The following is a 17,746-nucleotide window of genomic DNA, read 5'->3' on the forward strand; positions in this document are numbered from 1 at the left end:
CATCATCGTGGCCGCCCCTCCCCGGCCCGAACGTGCTGCCGTTTCGCTCAAGGGACTCATTTCCAGCCTGATCGAAATCATTCATGTCAGGCTGGAACTGCTGACCGTCGAAGCACGCGATGAGGCCCTGCGCCTGACCGAACTGCTGGTCTATGGCGCGCTGGCGGTCGCTTTCCTCACCTTCGGCATCGCCTTTCTCGCTGTGCTGCTGACCGTGCTTCTGTGGGACAGCCACCGTCTGCTGGTCCTTACTCTGTTTTCCACGCTGTTCATCACGCTCGGTGGCATTGCCGCCGTGATCGCCCGCGCGCGCATCGCCGAGGGCACGCGTCTGTTCGCCTCCACGCTGGACGAGCTGAGACGCGATCGGGACATGCTGGACTCATGAACGAGCGTCGGCTGCGCCTGGCGTTGCGCAGGGAACGCCTGGTCGAGCGTTCGCGCAGGCTGCGCCGTGAAGCCGCAACGCAGTCCGCGGTGCTCGATCCGCTGTTCAACACGATAGACCATGTCCGGGACGGCATCGCCTGGGTGCGCCGCAATCCCGAGATGCTGGCAGCCGGGGTGGTGGGGTTCGCGCTGGTCCGGCCCCGCAGGGTATGGCGCTGGGGCCTGCGACTGTGGGGCGCATGGCGCCTTCTCGGGTCGCTGCACCAGCGGCTGGATCGCTGATCGGAGTTTTTCCCGGGAAGACCGGGCGAACCGACCGGTCGCCCGAGGCAGGCGACACTCAAGTTTCTGGCAACGAGGCCGAATTCAGCTCATCCGCACAGATCACACCCTCCCGTCCATGAGCAGCACTCCCCATACCGCCGAAGAACTGGCGCGGCGCACCACCGAACTGGTCACGCTGCCGGCCATCTATCACCGCGTCAAACAGGTGATCGACGATCCGGATGGATCGGTCATCGAACTGGCCAAGGTGGTGGCGGCGGATCCGGGCATCACCCTGCGCGTGCTGCGGGTCGTAAACAGCGTGTTCTATGGCTTTCCCGGGCGCATCGAAACGATGTCGCGCGCGGTCAGCGTGCTCGGCATGCAACAGGTGCACGACATCGTGCTCGCCACCACGGTGACCTCGGTGTTTGCCGGCATGCGTCCCGAACGGATGGATGTGGCCCGGTTCTGGCGCTGTTCGGCGATGCGCGGCCTGCTCGCCCGCGCTGCAGCCAAGAGCTGCGGCCTGCTCGATGCGGAACGTCTTTTCGTCGGCGGCATACTGGCCGACATCGGCCACATGGTCATGTACATGCAGACGCCGCAACGGGCGGAACAGGCGCTGGTGGAAAGCCGCACCTCGGGCGCCGCGCTGGATCAGCTCGAACGCGACATCGTCGGCTGCGATTACGCCCAGGTCGGTGCCGCGCTGCTGCAGGAATGGCGGTTGCCGCGCGGCTTCGCGGTATCGATAGGCGGCCAGCTCGACCCCTTGCGTGCTGCACCGCATGAATTCGAGGCGTCGCTGCTGCATCTTGCGCGCAACGCAGTCGGCCATGACGCGGAACTGGTCGATTCCGCACGCATCGTCGCCAGCACGCATCCCACCGCCTGGCACATCGTGCGCCTGGAGCCCCAGGCCTTCGAAGGCGCCTGCGCCGAGGCGTCGAGCGCCCTCGGTGCGGTGATGAACCTCTTCTTCACCGACTTCGCCTGAACGCGGCGCCGCGCAGCGGCAGGCATCCGAGGAAATGCGGCACACGCGGGCGCGGACTGGTATCTTCGCCGGCTGACGCCGCTTCCACCGATCCGCACCCGTGAATCCTTCGTCCCCGCTGTCCGGCTGGCTGGACAGTTTCAAGGTCTATGCGCACCCGCGCGTGGCCGGCATGTTCTTTCTCGGTTTTTCCGCCGGCTTGCCTCTGATACTGGTGCTCGGCACGCTGTCCTTCTGGCTGCGCGAAGCCGGCATAGAGCGCTCGACCATAGGCTATTTCAGCTGGATAGGGCTGGCCTATGGCTTCAAGTGGATGTGGTCGCCGCTGGTGGACCGGCTGCCGCTGCCGCTGCTGTCCCGCAGGCTGGGCCGCCGCCGCGCCTGGCTGCTGCTGTCGCAGCTCGCCATCGCCGGCGCGCTGTTCGGCATGGCGCAGACCGACCCCGCGCAGGCGATCGAACGCATGGCCTGGTGTGCGCTGGCGGTCGCCTTCGCCTCGGCAACCCAGGACATCGCGCTCGATGCCTATCGCATCGAAGCGGTCGAACAGAGCCTGCAGGGCGCGATGGCGGCCACCTACCAGGGCGGCTACCGCATCGCCATGATCGTCGCTTCAGCCGGCGTGCTGTGGCTGGCGGCCTGGGCCGACACGACGGAACAGCTTTACGAACACGGCCCGTGGCGCTTCGCCTATCTGGTGATGGCGGCCATGATGGCGGTCGGCGTGGTGACCACGCTGCTCATCCGCGAACCGGACGCGCCGGTGTCGGCCGACACGCTGCAGCGCGAACGGCGCGCACGCGAATGGCTCATGCGGGGCGGGCTGCACGGCCCCTTGCTGCAGCTCGCGACCTGGCTGCACGGTGCGGCGGTCTCGCCCTTCGTCGATTTCATCCGGCGCTACGGCTGGCAGGCGGTGCTGCTGCTCGCACTGATCGGCACCTACCGCATTTCCGACGTGGTGATGGGCATCATGGCCAATACCTTCTATGTGGACATGGGGTACACCAAGGACGAAGTGGCCAGCGTGGCCAAGGTGTATGGCGTGGCCATGACCATAGCGGGCGCCTTCATCGGCGGCGTGCTGACCGCCCGGCTGGGCGTCATGAAAACGCTGTTCCTGGGCGCGCTGCTGTCGTCGGCAACCAATCTGCTGTTCGTCTGGCTGGCCGGGCGGGGCCACGACGTGAACGGCCTGATATTCGCGGTATCCGCCGACAACCTGTCGGCCGGCATCGCGTCGTCGGCTTTCGTCGCCTATCTGTCGGGCCTGACCAATGTCGCCTACTCGGCCACCCAGTATGCGTTGTTCAGTTCGCTCATGCTGCTGCTGCCGAAATTCGTGGCCGGTTTTTCAGGTGTGTACGTCGATGCCCACGGCTACGAAGCCTTCTTCACCGGTACCGCATTGCTCGGTGTACCGGTGCTGGCGCTGGTGCTGCTCGCTGCGCGCGCGAAGGGCAGGGAACAGGGGCCAGGGGCTGGAGAAAGCATGCGGGCGGTTTCGCCGCCCGGAACTCCCTGATCCCTAGCCTCCAGTCCCTCCAAGCCGATACAGCGCAAAGCTGCCCAGGAAGTTCGGTTCGTCCTTGACCGGCTGGCCGTCGTCGTCGAGCACCAGGCGTTCGTGTATCCGTATGCCCAGCTTGTCGCACAGCGACTCGAAATCGACGATGGTGAAGAAGCGGACATTGGGCGTGTCGTACCACTGGTAAGGCAGGCGGTCGGACACCGGCATGTGGCCGTCCATGATGGCCATGCGGTGCTTCCAGAAGGCGAAGTTCGGGAAACTCACTACCGCCTCGCGGCCGACGCGCAGCATTTCGGTCAGCAGTTTTTCGGTCCGGTGCAGGGTCTGCAGCGCATTGGAAATGATGACCAGGTCGAAGCTCTGGTCGACGAAGTCGTACAGCCCCTTCTCCAGATCGATCTGCAGCACGTTGATGCCGTTCTTCATGCAGGCGATCACGCGCTCGATGTCGATCTCCACGCCGTAGCCGGTCGCTCCCCGCGTGCGTTCCAGATGGCGTAGCAGCGAACCATCGCCGCAGCCGAGGTCGAGCACGCGGCTGCCTTCGCTGACCCAGCCGGCGATCACGCCGTAATCCACACGTCCGTCAAATGCGCTCATGGCAGGCCTCAAGTCGTGATGTTGTCGAAGTAGGCGCGCAGCACCGAGTGGTAGTGCGGATCGTCCAGCAGGAAGGAATCATGGCCGGCGCTCGATTCGATTTCGGCATAGCTCACATTGCGGCGGTTGCGCATCAGCGCGTCGACGATTTCGCGCGAGCGCGATGGCGCAAAGCGCCAGTCGGTCGAGAAGGACACCAGCAGGAAGTCGGCGCGCGCAGGCGCGAAGGCCGCCGCCAGATCGCCGCCGGCATCGCCCGCAGGATCGAAGTAGTCAAGCGCACGCGTCGCCAGCAGATAGGTGTTGGCGTCGAAGCTGCCGGCGAACTTGTCGCCCTGGTAGCGCAGATAGGATTCGACCTCGAATTCCACCTCGAAACTGAACTTGCGCCCGCCCTCGCGCAGGCGGCGACCGAATTTCTCGGCCATCAGTTCGTCCGACTGATAGGTGATGTGACCCAGCATGCGTGCCAGCCGCAGGCCACGACGCGGCAGCGTGTCGTGTTCGTAGAAGTGGCCGCCGTGGAAGTCCGGATCGGTGATGATGGCCTGGCGCGCCACCTCGTTGAAGGCGATGTTCTGCGCGGTGAGCTTGGGCGCGGACGCGATCACGATGGCGTGGCGCACGCGCGACGGACAATGGATGCTCCAGCTCATCGCCTGCATGCCGCCCAGGCTGCCGCCCATCACCGCCGCCCATTCGCCGACGCCGAGGCGGTCGGCCAGCAGCGACTGCGCCGCCACCCAATCCTCGACCGTCACCACCGGGAAGTCGGCGCCCCAAGGCTTGCCGGTTTCCGGATTGACCGTGATCGGCCCGGTCGAGCCGTGACAGCCGCCGAGGTTGTTCACCGCGATGACGAAGAAGCGGCGCGTATCCAGCGGCTTGCCCGGACCGATCAGGTTGTCCCACCAGCCGAGGTTCTTCGGCGCGTCGGCGTAGAAACCGGCCGCGTGGTGATGGCCGGACAGCGCCGGACACACCAGCACCGCATTGCTGCGCGCCGCATTGAGTTCGCCGTAGGTTTCGTACATCAACTCGAAAGCCGGCAGTACGGCGCCGCTCTTCAAGGTCAGCGGCGAATCGAAACGCGCGCACAGCGGGCTGACGACGCCCACGCTGTCGGCGGGAATGGCATGTTCAGTGGTCATGAAAAAACCCGGTAGGCCAAAGCCAGGACCGGGTTCGCCCTCGCTTTAGCCGAATTTATGAGGGAATCCGGCCAAGCCGGAAAAACCCGGGCGCCCGCAAGCTGAGACAAATCGGCGCCCTTAAACAAACCCCATTCTCGCGAATCGGGCCGGAAAGTCAATCGGTCGGGCAGTCAGACCGTCACCGCGGTGCCGCTGACGCACACCATGAGCATGCCGTTGTCGGCGCCCAGCACCTCGTAGTCGATGTCTATGCCGACGATGGCGTTGGCGCCCAGGCGGGCGGCGGCTTCGCTCATGTCCTCCATCGCGGCGTTGCGGGCATCGGCCAGCGTGCTTTCGTAGGCACCGGCGCGCCCGCCGACGACATTGCGTATGCTGGCGAACAGGTCCTTGAAGATGTTCGCGCCTATGATGGCCTCGCCGGTCACCACGCCGTGATACTGGCGGACGGGACGACCTTCGAGCGTGGGGGTGGTGGCGAGCAGCATGCGCATGTCCTCCAGTGGATTACTCTTCGTCCATCACCGCCGTGGTGTAGACCTCCTGCACGTCGTCCAGACTGTCCAGGGCGTCGAGAAGTTTCTGCATCTTGGCGGCGTCGTCGCCAGCGAGCGGCGATTCGTTCAGCGGCTTCATCGTCACTTCGGCGAATTCGGCCTTGAAGCCGGCCTTTTCCAGCGCATCCTTCACGGTGACGAAATCGGCCGGCGGGCTGATCACTTCGATCGAGCCGTCGTCATTGCTCAGCACGTCCTCGGCGCCGGCCTCGAGCGCCGCATCCATCAGCGCGTCCTCGGCGGTGCCGGGTGCAAAGATGAACTGGCCGCAGTGCTTGAACATGAAGGCAACCGAACCGTCGGTACCCAGATTGCCGCCGTGCTTGGAAAACGCGTGACGGACGTCGGCCACGGTACGGGTACGGTTGTCGGTGAGACAATCCACCATGACCGCGGCGCCGCCGATGCCATAACCTTCATAGCGGATTTCCTCGTAGCTCGCGCCGTCGAGCTCGCCGGTGCCGCGCTTGACCGCGCGATCGATATTGTCGCCCGGCATGTTCTCGGCCTTGGCCTTGTCGATGGCCATGCGCAGACGAGGATTGAAGTTGGGGTCGCCACCGCCCATGCGCGCGGCGACGGTGATTTCCTTGATCAGCTTGGTGAACACCTTGCCCCGCTTGGCGTCCTGACGCCCCTTGCGGTGCTGGATGTTGGCCCATTTCGAATGACCGGCCATTTCAGACTTCCGTCCAGTGATGTTGAAAACGGGATTTTAGACGAGGCGCCGCCCGGCGGGCTCAAGCGCCACGACGGCCCATCCGTTAGAGCCCTACGGGCATTCTTTGGACCGGGACCTTCTGCGGCCCCGTTCGGCATGAGGCGCACTGGTTTCCTTTCTTTTCTGATCACCGTCTGCATCGCATGCGCGATCGCTTCCGCCCCGGTCCGGGCCGCCGACGAGGCCGACCGGTGGCGGCTGGGCGGCTTCGGCACGCTGGGCGCCGGCTACCATGGCAGCGACGGCGTGCAGTATCGGCGCGATCTCGATCAGTCCCGCGGCTACGAGGCCGACAGGCTCGGTCTGCGCACCGACACCCGGCTCGGCGTACAGATAGACCGCGATTTCTCGCCGGACTGGTCGGTGATGGCACAGGCGGTGAGCCGCATGAGCCGCGAAGGCGACTGGTCGCCCGAACTCACCTGGGCGGTCGTCCGGTATTCGGCCAGCGACTGGCTGGATCTGCGGATGGGCCGCATGGTGGCCGACATCTATCTTCACGGCGAATCCCGCCACGTCGGATACGCCTATACGACGATACGGCCACCCGCCGACGTATTCGGAATGAGCACCGAGGACGTGTTCGACGGCGCCGAACTGACGGCCAGCCGGCCGCTCGGCAGCGGGATCGGCAGTTTCAAGGTGTATGGCGGCCGCGCGCGGGGCGGCTACTACCTCTATGGCCAGTCCTTCACCAAGGACAAGCCGCTGCGCCTCGGCGCCACCGCCGAATGGAGCAATGAAACGCTCACCGTCAAGGCATCCTGGGGCAGCAGTCGCACCCACCACGACCCCTCGCTGCTGACGCTGCGCGATGCCCTGCTCACCGCATCCGCGCTGGTGCCGGAGGCCGCGATCCGGGCCGGACAGATCGACGAGGAAACGCGGGTGACCCATGCCGGCATGGGCGTGCTGTACGAACGCGGGCCGCTGTCGCTGGAGGCGGTGATCGGCCGCGAACGCTTCAGTGCCTTTCCGGTGTTCGAGGGCTGGGCGGGATCGTTGGTCGCCGCCTGGCGCATCGGGGCGTTCAAGCCCTACCTCGGTTACAGCTTCAATCATCTGAAGCCGCAGGACAAACCGCTCGCGCTGCCGCCGGTGCTGTCCGCGCTGCAGGCGTCGTACGACCGGGTGAGCGACCGTCTGCGCATGGAAAGCCATACCGTGACCGCCGGGGTACGCTATGACTTTGGCGGGCGCTACGCCCTGAAGATGCAGGTGGACCACGTCGATGCAGCAGCGTCTTTCCTGCTGGTGGACGAGGCCGGGCAGCCGGTGCGGGACCGCAGTGTCACGCTGTTTACCATCGCACTCGATTTCGTGTTCTGAGCCGATGAAGGCTGTCGTCAACACCGCACTGATAAGCCTGCTCGCGCTGTGCGGCACGCGTACGCCGGCGGCCGAACTGATGATCATCGTGAACCAGGGCTCGGGCATCGAACAATTGAGCCGTGAAGAAGCCAGCCACGTCTTCCTTGGCCGTCTCAAGACCCTGCCTTCGGGTACGCCGGCAGTGGTGCTGGACACCCGGCCGCTGCGCGAGGCGTTCTATCGTGCCCTGGTCGGCAAGAGCCTGCCTGAAATCAACGCCTACTGGGCACGCCTGCGCTTTTCCGGCCGCACCCAGCCGCCGGACCAGATCGAGGATGCGAGCGAAGTGCTCGAGCGTGTCGCACGCCAGCCCGGCGCGATAGGTTTTGTCGAAATGCCGGCGAACGACCGGCGCGTCAGACAGGTGCTGCGCCTTGGCGACTGAACCGTCACCGTCCGCGCGCCAGCGGCGGCAGCCCTTGCTCCACGGCATCGTCAGCCGCACGACGCTGCTCATCCTTTTCTTCGCCGGACTGGTGGGTGCCCTGGTGGCGCTGGGCAGCACGGTGGTCGTCGCGCAGGAAGAGCGCAAGCGCCTGCAGCAGAACGTGACCGACCTCATCCAGTCGGTCGAGCGCACCGCCAGCGTCGCCGCCTTCGCGCGCGACGAACAGCTCGCCGCCGAGGTTGCCCAGGGCCTGCTCGGCAACCGCTCGGTGCACAAGGTGGTGATACGCGAGGGCAATCGCGTCATGATCGAACTCGGCCATGAAACGGCACGCAGCGGGCGTGCTCTGCCGGTGCAGGTGCGTCCGCTCATGTCGCCCTTCATGCCCGAGCAGCAGGTGGGCGAGATCGAGGTTTGGCCGGCAGCCCACCGCATCGACGAGGATGCCGGTGCCTATTCGCGCTTCATCGCGGTCATCCTGGGCATGCAACTGGTGGCGGTGGCGCTGGCGGCCGCGTGGGTCGTGCTCAATGTCATCACACGCCCGGTCAAGACCTTGTCGGACAGCCTGCACAGTCTGCGCGCCGGCAGCGGCGACCGGGTGCCGGTGCCGGCCGGGCACAGCGGCGACGAAATCGGCCGTCTGGCGGGCGACATCAATGGCCTCATCGTGCGCATGGAAGGCATGCTGGACAGCGAACGCGAGCTGCGCGCGCAGCGCGAGGAGTCGGAAAAGCGATTCCGGCTCATTTTCGAGGCAGCGCAGACCGGCATGTTCACGCTGGATGCCGAAGGCTGCATGCACAACTGGAACCCGTGGCTGGCACGTACCCTGGGCCTGCCCGCCTGCAACGAGGACACCGAGCCCTATTCCCTGCGCAGGCTGCTGGGTCCCGAAGCTTCGCGCCTGGATGCGCTGATGGTGCGCGCACTGTCCGATCACAGACCGGCCGCCGCCGATTTCCAGACCACCTCGGCACACGGCCATGTGCTGTGGCTGCACCTGGTGCTCAACCCGATGTCGGGCCAGCTTCTTCAGGGCATCGTGAACGACGTGACCGACCAGAAGCGCGCCGAGGCCTCGGCCATCGCCATGGCCGAGCGGGATGCACTGACCGGCCTGCTCAACCGCCGCGGCATCGAACACCGGCTCGACCAGGCGCTGGACGGTCTGCAGGAAGGCGGGCTGGCGCTCATGCTGGTCGACCTCGACGGCTTCAAGGAGGTCAATGACACCCTGGGACACGAGGCCGGAGACCGCGTGCTGACCGCGGTGGCACGGCAGCTCGAATCCATCGTCCGGCGCAGCGACGTGGTGGCGCGACTCGGGGGCGACGAATTCATCGTCGTGCTGGGCGCGCTCGATTCGCCCGATACCGCGCGCTTCATCGCCGCCAAGATCGTCACCTCGCTGGCGCGGCCGATCGAGCTGGATGGCGCGGTGCACGCACGCATCGGCGCCAGCGTCGGCATCGCGTACACACGCACCCGCGACGAAATGCCGGACGCGCTGATGCGTCGTGCCGACGAGGCGATGTACGAAGCCAAGCGCGCCGGCAAGTCGCAGTACCGCTTCGCGTCCTGATTCGGATTTCCACACCGCCGGCGGGCCCGCGCACTGGTAGCATCGGCCATCCCTTCCGAGGACAGATGCCATGGCCGATCCGCTCCATGTCGCCCGCGCCGGCGACGCATCCATCGCGCTGCTGCCCGGCATGGCGAACCGCCATGGCCTGATCACCGGTGCCACCGGCACCGGCAAGACAGTCACCCTGCAGTCGCTCGCCGAGCGCTTCTCCTATATCGGTACGCCGGTATTCATGGCCGACGTGAAGGGTGACCTGTCGGGCATGGCCGCGGCCGGCACCGTCAGCCCCCGACTGCAGCAGCGGCTGGACCTGCTCGGCATCACCGATTTCGTACCCTATGCCAACCCGGTCCGCTTCTGGGACGTGTTCGGCGAATCCGGCCACCCGGTGCGTGCCACGGTGAGCGACATGGGCCCGCTGCTGCTGGCCCGCCTGCTCGGCCTGAACGACACCCAGGCCGGCGTGCTCAGCATCGCGTTCAAGGTGGCCGACGACCACGGACTGCTGCTGCTCGACATGAAGGATCTGCGGGCGCTGGTACAGCATGTCGGCGACAACGCGGCGCAGTTCAAGACGCAGTACGGCAACATTTCCACCGCATCCATCGGCGCGATACAGCGCGGCCTGCTGCAACTGGAGGAGCAGGGCGCCGACCGCTTCTTCGGCGAGCCCATGCTGGACATCGCCGACCTGATGACCTTCGACGAGCACGGCCGCGGCACCATCAACATCCTGGCGGCGGACAGGCTGTACAACTCGCCCAAGCTCTACTCCACCTTCCTGCTCTGGCTGCTGGCCGAACTGTTCGAACAGTTGCCCGAAGTGGGTGACATGGACAAGCCCAGGCTGGTGTTCTTCTTCGACGAGGCTCACCTGCTGTTCAACGAGGCGCCGCCGGCACTGCTGGAGAAGATCGAACAGGTGGTGCGCCTCATCCGCTCCAAAGGCGTGGGCGTGTATTTCGTGACGCAGAACCCGCTCGACGTGCCGGACAGCGTGCTGGCCCAGCTCGGCAACCGGGTGCAGCACGCACTGCGCGCGTTCACGCCGCGCGACCAGAAGGCGGTCAAGACCGCGGCGCAGACCATGCGGCAGAACCCGAAGTTCGACGCCGAACAGGCCATACTCGAACTGGGTACCGGCGAGGCACTCATTTCCTTCCTCGACGAGAAGGGACGGCCGTCGGTGGTGGAGCGTGCCTTCGTGCTGCCGCCCGCCTCCCGCCTGGGCCCGCTCAGCGCGGAAGAACGCAGTGCCGCGATCCGGCAATCTCCGCTGCAGGGCCGCTACGAACAGGCGCTGGACCGCGAATCCGCCTACGAAATGCTCACCGCCGCGGTGACCGCTGCGCCGCAGGCTACCGGCAAGCCGTTGCCCGGTGCCGGGGCAGGTGGCACTGCGAGCGGCGCCGATGGCGGCATGCTGGGCGGGCTGCAGGACCTGGTGTTCGGATCCACCGGCCCGCGCGGCGGTCAGCGCGACGGCCTGATCCAGACCGCGGCCAAAACCGTGGCGCGCCAGGTGGCCAGTTCCATCGGCCGGGAAATCGTGCGCGGCGTCCTCGGTTCCCTGCTCGGCGGGCGAAAACGTTAGTGGCGGCGCACGACAGGCAGTTGGGCGTGTGGCTGGCCATCATCGCGTCGGCCGGTTTCTCGCTGAAAGCCATCCTCGCCAAGCTGGCCTACCCGCATGGCGTCGATCCGGTCACCCTGGTCGCGCTGCGCATGCTGCTCGCGGCACCGGTGTTCGTGGTGGTGGCCTGGCGCGAGGCGGCACGCGGCGCGGCCCTCAGCGGGCGCGACTGGGCGACCGTCGCGCTGCTCGGCCTGTTCGGCTATTACGGCGCCAGCATGCTCGATTTCTACGGGCTGCTCTACATCTCGGCCGGCCTCGAACGCCTGGTGCTGTTCACCTATCCCACGCTGACGCTGCTGATAGGCTGGATCGCCCATGGCCGCCGCATCGCCGCGCGCGAGATCGTCGCCAGCCTGCTCTGCTACGGCGGCATCGCGCTGGCGGTAGTCCATGACATCGAAGTGAGTGGCGAAGCCGCGGCGATCGCGCTGGGCTGCGGGCTGGTGTTCGCGTCCTCGCTCAGCTTCGCCATCTACCTGACCGGCGCAGCGGAACCGATACGCCGCATGGGCGCCACCCGTTTCTCCGCGCTCGCCACCCTGGTGTCCACCGTCGCGGTCATGCTGCATTTCGCCGCGCTGCGACCGCTGGAAGCGCTGGCGCAGCCGGCGCCGGTGCTGTGGCTGGCGGTCGCCATGGCGCTTTTCGCCACGGTGCTGCCAGTATTCCTGCAATCGGTGGCGATACGCCGCATGGGCGCGCAGACCGCCGCACTGGTAGGCAGTACCGGCCCGGTCATCACCGTATTCCTCGGCTGGTGGATGCTGGACGAGCCGCTGTCCGCGCTGCAGCTCGCCGGCACCGCGCTGGTGATCGCCGGCGTGCTGGCGGTGGGCCGCAAATAGCACCGCAGCCGCGGGCTTCGTTCAAGGGCGGGGTCGCGAGCGGTGCTCGCTCCGCAAAACCCGCTGCGTTCGCGGTTCGGGCGAGCTGTTGTGGGCGGGCTTGCCCGCGATGCGGCGTGTGCGGGCCGCGGGCTTCGTTCGAAGCTCTATCGCGGGCAAGCCCGCTCCCACGAAACCCTGGCTCCGCTCACGTTTGTCGCGAGATTCCGTGGGAGCGGCCTCTGGCCGCGATGCGGCGGATGCCGGCCGCCCGGCTTCGTTCCAGGCTGCATCGCGGGCGAGCCCGCTCCCACGAAACCCTGGCTCCGCTCACGTTTGCCGCGAGATTCCGTGGGAGCGGTCTCTGGCCGCGATGCGGCGGATGCCGGCCGCCCGGCTTCGTTCAAGGCCGCATCGCGGGCAAGCCCGCTCCCACGAAACCCTGGCCCCGCTCACGTTTGTCGCGAGATTCCGTGGGAGCGGCCTCTGGCCGCGATGCGGCGGATGCAGGCCGCCCGGCTTCGTTCCAGGCTGCATCGCGGGCAAGCCCGCTCCTACGAAACCCCGGCTCCGTTCACGGTCCGGGCGAGTTCTTGCGGGCGGCAGGCGGTGGCTCGATCAGGCGGCTGTCGAAGGCAGTTCCGTTTCGGTGTCACCCAGCGTGAAACAGAAGGTGGCGCCCTTGCCCGGTTCGGCGCGCGCCCAGACACGTCCGTTGTGGCGGCGCACGATGCGCTGGACCAGCGCCAGACCGATGCCGGTGCCTTCGAATTCGCCGTCGCGGTGCAGTCTCGCGAACGGAGTGAACAGCTTGTCCGCGTGCGCCATGTCGAAACCGACGCCATTGTCGCGCACATAGATGACCGCCTGCTGGCCACGGCCCTCGGCGCCGACCTCGATGACCGGATCGTCGACCGGGCCGGAAAACTTCCACGCGTTGCGCAGCAGGTTGTCGAGTGCGATGCGCAGCAGGCCGACATCACCTGCCACCAGCATGCCTGGCTGTATGTTGATCGTGCTCTTTCGCTGCGGATCGCTGGCGCGCAGCGCGTCCGCCAGGTCCTGCGCGATGGCGCTCAGGTCGGCAGGCTGACGCTGCAAGGGCAGGCGCGTTACGCGCGACAGCTCGAGCAGATCGTCCACCAGATGCTCCATGCGCAGCGCGGCACGCAGGATGCGCGCCAGCGCATCGAAGGTCGCGGGCGACAGACCGGACACATCCGGTCGCATCAGTTCGGATTCGAGCACGCTGGCAAAGCCGTGTATCGACCGCAAGGGGCCGCGCAGATCGTGCGACACCGAGTAGCTGAAGCTTTCCAGTTCCTCGAACGCGGCGCGCAGGCTGGAAGTGCGGCTGCGCACGCGTTCATCCAGTTCATGATTCAGCGCGCGCAGTTCCTCCTCGGCGCGCACCTGCCGGCTCACGTCGCGCGCGCTGCCGCGGTAACCGCCCGTGCGGCCGCTGGCGTCCTTCCACGGCCGGCCGGAGAGCGCCATGATGCGCACGCCGCCGTCCTGCTGTCGCCAGTCGATCACGATGTCGCGGAACGGGCGGAACTCGGAGGCGAGCTGCGCCAGATCGTCGTGCCGTTGCGGACCGGGACGGCGCATTGCGAACAAGGCATTGAGCGTGAGCCCGCGCAAGGGCCAGGCACCTTCCGAGGTGTAGACGATGATCCCGTCGGCGTCGGTTTCCCAGAACCAGTCGGCCGCCGCTTCGGCGAAATCGCGCAAGCGGGTGCGCTCGGCCTCGAGTTCGCCTATTTTCTTGTCCAGCTTGTCGCGCAGGCGTTCGGCATACAGGGCATCCACCTCCCCCGCCTGGGTCCGCTTCGCGCGGGTGTTGCCCAGGGTTTCCAGTTCCGCCACCAGCTTGTCGATCTCGCACGGCTTGACCAGGAAAAGGTCGGCGCCGAGCCGGTAAGCCAGTTCCTCGTCGCGCCGGTCGGTGAAGGTGGCGGTGTAGAAGGCGAATGGCGTGGCCGACAACTGGGGATGAGCGCGCACCGCGCGACAGAAACCATAGCCATCGAGGTCGGGCATCAGGATGTCGGACACGATGAGATCGGGCGGCCGCGCGAGCGCCTGTTCGAGCGCCGTGCGTCCGTCGGGTGCCGAACGCACGGCGTGACCACGTGCCTCCAGCGCTGCACACAACATCAGGCGAGAGTTCTCGTCGTCTTCCGCAATCAGGATGTCCATCAGGCTTGGGCCAGCACGTCTTCTATCTGGGTCATGACCCGCAGCGGGTCTATGGGTTTTTCTATGTAGCCGTTGCAGCCGGCCGCCAGCACCCTCTCCCGGTCGCCGGCCATGGCGAACGAGGTGATCGCGATCATCGGGATGGGCGGCGCAGTTTCGCCTGCGCGGATGCGCCGGGCAACCTCGATGCCATCGATGTCGGGGAGCTGTATGTCCAGCAGGATGAAATCGGGGCGTTCGCGCAAGGCCTCGGCCACGCCGTCGAGGCCGGTCATCGCGCTGCGGGTCGCGTAGCCGCGGGCATTCAGGATGAACGAGATCAGTTCGAGGTTATTGTCGTTGTCCTCGATCACCAGCGCGGTCTTCACGGTCGCGCACCCTCCGCGGCCCGACCCGAGCCCTCGCGCGGGATGCGCAGCGTGAAGCGGCTGCCCACCCCCGGTGTGCTGTGTACATCGACGCCGCCAGCCAGCAGTTCGGTGGCGATCTTGCGGGTCAGGTACAGCCCCAGTCCGGTGCCCGGTGTCTTGACCCGCAGATGGGAATCGATGCGCTCGAAAGGCTGGAAAAGCCGCGCCAGACCGGCTTCGTCAACGCCGATCCCGGTATCCTCGACGCTGATGTCGAGCCAGCTTCCGTGCACACTTGCCTCCACGCGGATTCGTCCTTCAACGGTGTACTTTACCGCGTTGCTGGTGAAATTCAGTACGCATTGCAACAGGCGGCGGCGGTCGGCGCGCACCATGAGCCCGGGCGGCACCTGCACCTCGACCGCCAGCTTCTTCTCGCGCGCCCCCGGCATGACGGTCTGTATCGCCTCGTCGATCATTTTCTCGACCTCGAAAGTTTCCTCGAACACGTCGATGAAACCGGCTTCGATCTTGGAAATGTCGATCACGTCGGTGATCAGCGCGAGCAGGTGACGGGCCGAACCATAGACGCGGCCGAGCTGGTCGCGCTGGCGTTCGTTCAGTTCGCCGGCCATGCCGGCCAGCACCACGCCGGTGAAGCCGATGATGGAATTGAGCGGCGTGCGCAGTTCGTGCGACATGGAGGCGATGAACATGGATTTCAGCCGGTCCAGATCCTTCAGCCTTTCGTTGGCGCGCGCGAGCTCGGCCGTGCGTTCGGACACCCGCTGTTCCAGCGTTTCGTTCGCCTCGCGCAGAGCCAGTTCGGTCTGCTTGATCGCCGTGATGTCACGCAGCAGGCTGGAAATGTAGAGCAGGCGTCCGTCGGCATCGCGATGCGCAACCCGCACCGCAGACACCGGGCGCACGCCGCCGACCGGCGTCTTGAGCTCGATCTCGCCGACCCAGATGCCGTCCCTGAGCACTGCCGGCAACTGCACCTCGAGGTAATGGCGGTACATGTCCGGCGTATACAGGTCGCGCACCCGCATGTCGGTCGGCAGTTCGCCGCCGTCGCTCAGGCCCAGCGTGCGGCGGGCCGCCAGGTTCAGATATCTGAAGCGCAGTTCGGTGTCGACCGTGGACACATAGTCGGGCGTCGCATCCAGGATGGCGGACAGCCGGTCCTGCTCGCGCTGCATGTCACGCCGCGCGCGTGCCACCAGGAAGCGGCCGAGCAGGGTGGCGATCTCGCCCGCGAAGCGCACTTCGTCGTGCGCCCAGTCGCGCGTCCCCCCGTCGTGTTCGATGCAGACGACGCCGGCCAGTCGCCCATCGAGGAAGACCGGTGCGTCCAGCATGGCCTCGATGCCGGCATCGTTCAGGTAGAGCGACGCGAACTCGCGGGTCTGCGCACAGGCGCGCGCATCGTTGGCCACCACCGGCTGGCCGCCACGCAAGGCGTCGAAGTAGCCCGGATAGTCGGCAACGGCGAGCCGGCTTCCGGCCTGGTGGGCCTGCAGTCCGGAGCGGTCGTGCAGTGCGCGACGATCGAACAGATCCAGGCACACCAGATGCATCTGGTCCGCATCGAGTTGCCACACGCTGACGCGGATGACCGAGAGTGCCTCGGACACCGCCTCGGTCAGCACACACAGCCCCAGTTCGTCGCCCACCGAAAGCAGCGGATCGACACCGAGCCGCAGCATCGCCGCGAGCTGCTTCTCCTGGCGCTCGAGCCGCTCGCGCTGTTCCTGCCGCGCACGCAGATCGTCGGTCACGTCGATGAAAGTCGCCTGCACCGCGCGCTCGCCGTCCCACATGACGTGACGCACCATGGAATCCAGCGTACGACGGCTGCAGTCCTGGCGTATCACGTCGAGCTGCATCGGCAGCATGCGTCCGGCGGCGAGCTGGCGGCGGCTCTGCTCGCTGGAAATGCGTGCCAGATCGTCCGGCACGACAATGCCGGCAAGCGAACGCTGCGCCATCAGGTCGGCCACCGAGTGGAAACCCAGCAGTTCGGCCGCGCGCCGGTTGGCGTACAGCGGCCGGAATTCGCGATGGATCAGGATGCCCTGGATGGAACCATCGACCAGATCGAGCAACTGGGCCTCGCGGGTGCGCGCCCGGCGCGAGGCGGTGGCCCGTTCGCTCAGCGTGATGGACAGCGAATACACGGCGACCGACATGGCGATGAGGAAGGTCTGCAGCAGCAGCAGTGCGCGCAGCGGCGTTTCGTTGCCGAACGGACCGGTGCCGTTCCGGGTGCCGTACAGCGCCAGCAGATTCATCAGCACCAGCAGCAGCGCCATCCAGCGCACTTTGAGCGTGATCGCCGCCCACACCAGCACGGCGGGCAGCACCAGCATATAGGGCTCGGGACCGTCGAACAGGCGCAGAAAGATGGCGGCGGCCACCGCAAGCGCGATCAGCATCCACGGCAGCGCACGCGGCAGATCCGCCGGCACGCGTCGCCACACATGCACACCGCTCCAGCCGGCGACCAATTGCACCACCAGCAGCGCGCCGGCAAACTGGGCGGCCGCGTGCAAGGTCCAGTCGGACAGAGGGAGACCTTCATCCGGCGACCACGCATCCACCGCCGCATGCAGGATGGCCACCGCCAGCGCGGCCCCGAGGAACCAGCCGTAGTGGTCGGCCCGCATGCGCGGAAAGGGCTGCAGCGGATAGGTGCGCAGCACGCGTACCGCCGCCACCAGCACGACGCCCAGCGCAAGCGCGTGGGCGATCGCCGGCAACGGCGACCCGCCGTGCATCAGCGACAGCAACCCATCGGCCAGCGCAGCGGGCAGCACATGCAGCGGTCCGAACATCAGTATCGCGGAGAACGCGACACCCAGCCGGATCTGCAGTACCGGGGGCTGGCCTTCGCTCAGGCCGAGCATGGGATCGATCAGCCCCGCCGCCACACAGGCCACGAGTGTCAGCAACAGGGCAGGAAGCTGCAGCAGGGCGCGCGACAATGCGGACACGATGGGGCTGCGTGCGATGGACCGGTCGCCATGTTAGGGTCTGTTGCGGCGAATTTCATCCGCTGATTGCGTTCCGGCGTGACGTCGGCCCGGTCAGCAGCGTCCGGCCGACCGGGAACGAAGGCGTGTGTCGCCCGTCCACGCACCGGCGCCGCGTGGCGCCACCCGCTCCAA

16 protein-coding genes are annotated in these 17,746 nt (G+C 66.7%); 9 read left to right on the forward strand and 7 right to left on the reverse strand.

From position 1 onward, the window contains the following. Positions 1 to 7: 7 nt before the first annotated feature. The 4 genes from A3Q7_RS0113740 (at position 8) to A3Q7_RS0113755 (ending at position 3,179) form a co-directional block, all read left to right on the forward strand. A complete protein-coding gene (locus A3Q7_RS0113740; protein WP_018412473.1) occupies positions 8 to 388 on the forward strand; it encodes a phage holin family protein in 381 nt (126 codons plus the stop codon). Then, positions 385 to 672: a YqjK family protein gene (locus A3Q7_RS0113745; RefSeq protein WP_018412474.1), complete on the forward strand. Its 288-nt coding sequence runs from the start codon at positions 385 to 387 to the stop codon at positions 670 to 672. The genes A3Q7_RS0113740 and A3Q7_RS0113745 overlap by 4 nt, the downstream gene beginning before the upstream one ends. Positions 673 to 790: 118 nt before the next feature. Next, a complete protein-coding gene (locus A3Q7_RS0113750; RefSeq protein WP_018412475.1) occupies positions 791 to 1,654 on the forward strand; it encodes an HDOD domain-containing protein in 864 nt (287 codons plus the stop codon). A gap of 100 nt (positions 1,655 to 1,754) precedes the next feature. Next, positions 1,755 to 3,179 (forward strand): AmpG family muropeptide MFS transporter, encoded by a 1,425-nt coding sequence (locus A3Q7_RS0113755; RefSeq protein ID WP_018412476.1) that lies wholly within the window; start codon positions 1,755 to 1,757, stop codon positions 3,177 to 3,179. Between the two features lie 3 nt (positions 3,180 to 3,182). Here A3Q7_RS0113755 and metW read toward each other — a convergent pair whose 3' ends face one another. The 4 genes from metW to A3Q7_RS0113775 all read right to left on the reverse strand — a co-directional run bounded on the left by metW (position 3,183) and on the right by A3Q7_RS0113775 (position 6,175). Further along, positions 3,183 to 3,785 carry a methionine biosynthesis protein MetW gene (gene metW, locus A3Q7_RS0113760; RefSeq protein ID WP_018412477.1) on the reverse strand — a complete coding sequence of 201 codons (603 nt, stop codon included), beginning with the start codon at positions 3,783 to 3,785 and terminating at the stop codon, positions 3,183 to 3,185. An 8-nt stretch (positions 3,786 to 3,793) separates the two neighbouring features. Next, the gene (gene metX, locus A3Q7_RS0113765; protein ID WP_018412478.1) at positions 3,794 to 4,936 is read right to left on the reverse strand and encodes a homoserine O-succinyltransferase MetX; all 1,143 of its coding nucleotides are present in this window, start codon (positions 4,934 to 4,936) and stop codon (positions 3,794 to 3,796) included. Between the two features lie 173 nt (positions 4,937 to 5,109). Further along, positions 5,110 to 5,427 carry a heavy metal-binding domain-containing protein gene (locus A3Q7_RS0113770; protein WP_026224830.1) on the reverse strand — a complete coding sequence of 106 codons (318 nt, stop codon included), beginning with the start codon at positions 5,425 to 5,427 and terminating at the stop codon, positions 5,110 to 5,112. 19 nt (positions 5,428 to 5,446) lie between these two features. Next, complete coding sequence (locus A3Q7_RS0113775) at positions 5,447 to 6,175, reverse strand: YebC/PmpR family DNA-binding transcriptional regulator (protein ID WP_018412480.1); 729 nt, start codon at positions 6,173 to 6,175, stop codon at positions 5,447 to 5,449. A 138-nt stretch (positions 6,176 to 6,313) separates the two neighbouring features. Here A3Q7_RS0113775 and A3Q7_RS0113780 point away from each other — a divergent pair, with 138 nt between their 5' ends. The 5 genes from A3Q7_RS0113780 to A3Q7_RS0113800 all read left to right on the forward strand — a co-directional run bounded on the left by A3Q7_RS0113780 (position 6,314) and on the right by A3Q7_RS0113800 (position 12,045). Beyond that, positions 6,314 to 7,546, forward strand: coding sequence for a porin (locus tag A3Q7_RS0113780; protein ID WP_018412481.1), 1,233 nt, complete (start codon positions 6,314 to 6,316; stop codon positions 7,544 to 7,546). Between the two features lie 4 nt (positions 7,547 to 7,550). Further along, positions 7,551 to 7,973: a type 2 periplasmic-binding domain-containing protein gene (locus A3Q7_RS0113785; protein WP_018412482.1), complete on the forward strand. Its 423-nt coding sequence runs from the start codon at positions 7,551 to 7,553 to the stop codon at positions 7,971 to 7,973. Then, positions 7,963 to 9,561 carry a sensor domain-containing diguanylate cyclase gene (locus tag A3Q7_RS0113790; protein ID WP_232417979.1) on the forward strand — a complete coding sequence of 533 codons (1,599 nt, stop codon included), beginning with the start codon at positions 7,963 to 7,965 and terminating at the stop codon, positions 9,559 to 9,561. The genes A3Q7_RS0113785 and A3Q7_RS0113790 overlap by 11 nt, the downstream gene beginning before the upstream one ends. A 70-nt stretch (positions 9,562 to 9,631) precedes the next feature. Then, entirely contained in the window at positions 9,632 to 11,158 is a 1,527-nt protein-coding gene (locus A3Q7_RS0113795) for a helicase HerA-like C-terminal domain-containing protein (RefSeq protein WP_018412484.1), read from the forward strand. After that, entirely contained in the window at positions 11,158 to 12,045 is an 888-nt protein-coding gene (locus tag A3Q7_RS0113800) for a DMT family transporter (protein WP_018412485.1), read from the forward strand. Before A3Q7_RS0113795 ends, A3Q7_RS0113800 begins: the two co-directional genes overlap by 1 nt. A 597-nt stretch (positions 12,046 to 12,642) precedes the next feature. Here the strand turns inward: A3Q7_RS0113800 and A3Q7_RS0113805 are convergent. Genes A3Q7_RS0113805 through A3Q7_RS0113815 form a run of 3 tightly spaced genes read right to left on the reverse strand, consistent with a single transcriptional unit; the run spans position 12,643 to position 17,572 of the window. Then, the gene (locus A3Q7_RS0113805) at positions 12,643 to 14,226 is read right to left on the reverse strand and encodes a sensor histidine kinase (protein WP_018412486.1); all 1,584 of its coding nucleotides are present in this window, start codon (positions 14,224 to 14,226) and stop codon (positions 12,643 to 12,645) included. Beyond that, positions 14,226 to 14,594, reverse strand: a complete 369-nt coding sequence (locus A3Q7_RS0113810) for a response regulator (protein ID WP_018412487.1) — start codon at positions 14,592 to 14,594, stop codon at positions 14,226 to 14,228. The genes A3Q7_RS0113805 and A3Q7_RS0113810 overlap by 1 nt, the downstream gene beginning before the upstream one ends. Further along, positions 14,591 to 17,572, reverse strand: coding sequence for an ATP-binding protein (locus A3Q7_RS0113815; RefSeq protein ID WP_232417980.1), 2,982 nt, complete (start codon positions 17,570 to 17,572; stop codon positions 14,591 to 14,593). Before A3Q7_RS0113815 ends, A3Q7_RS0113810 begins: the two co-directional genes overlap by 4 nt. Between the last annotated feature and the right edge of the window lie 174 nt (positions 17,573 to 17,746).

This window comes from Methyloversatilis thermotolerans (assembly GCF_000372885.1).
Lineage (GTDB): Bacteria > Pseudomonadota > Gammaproteobacteria > Burkholderiales > Rhodocyclaceae > Methyloversatilis > Methyloversatilis thermotolerans.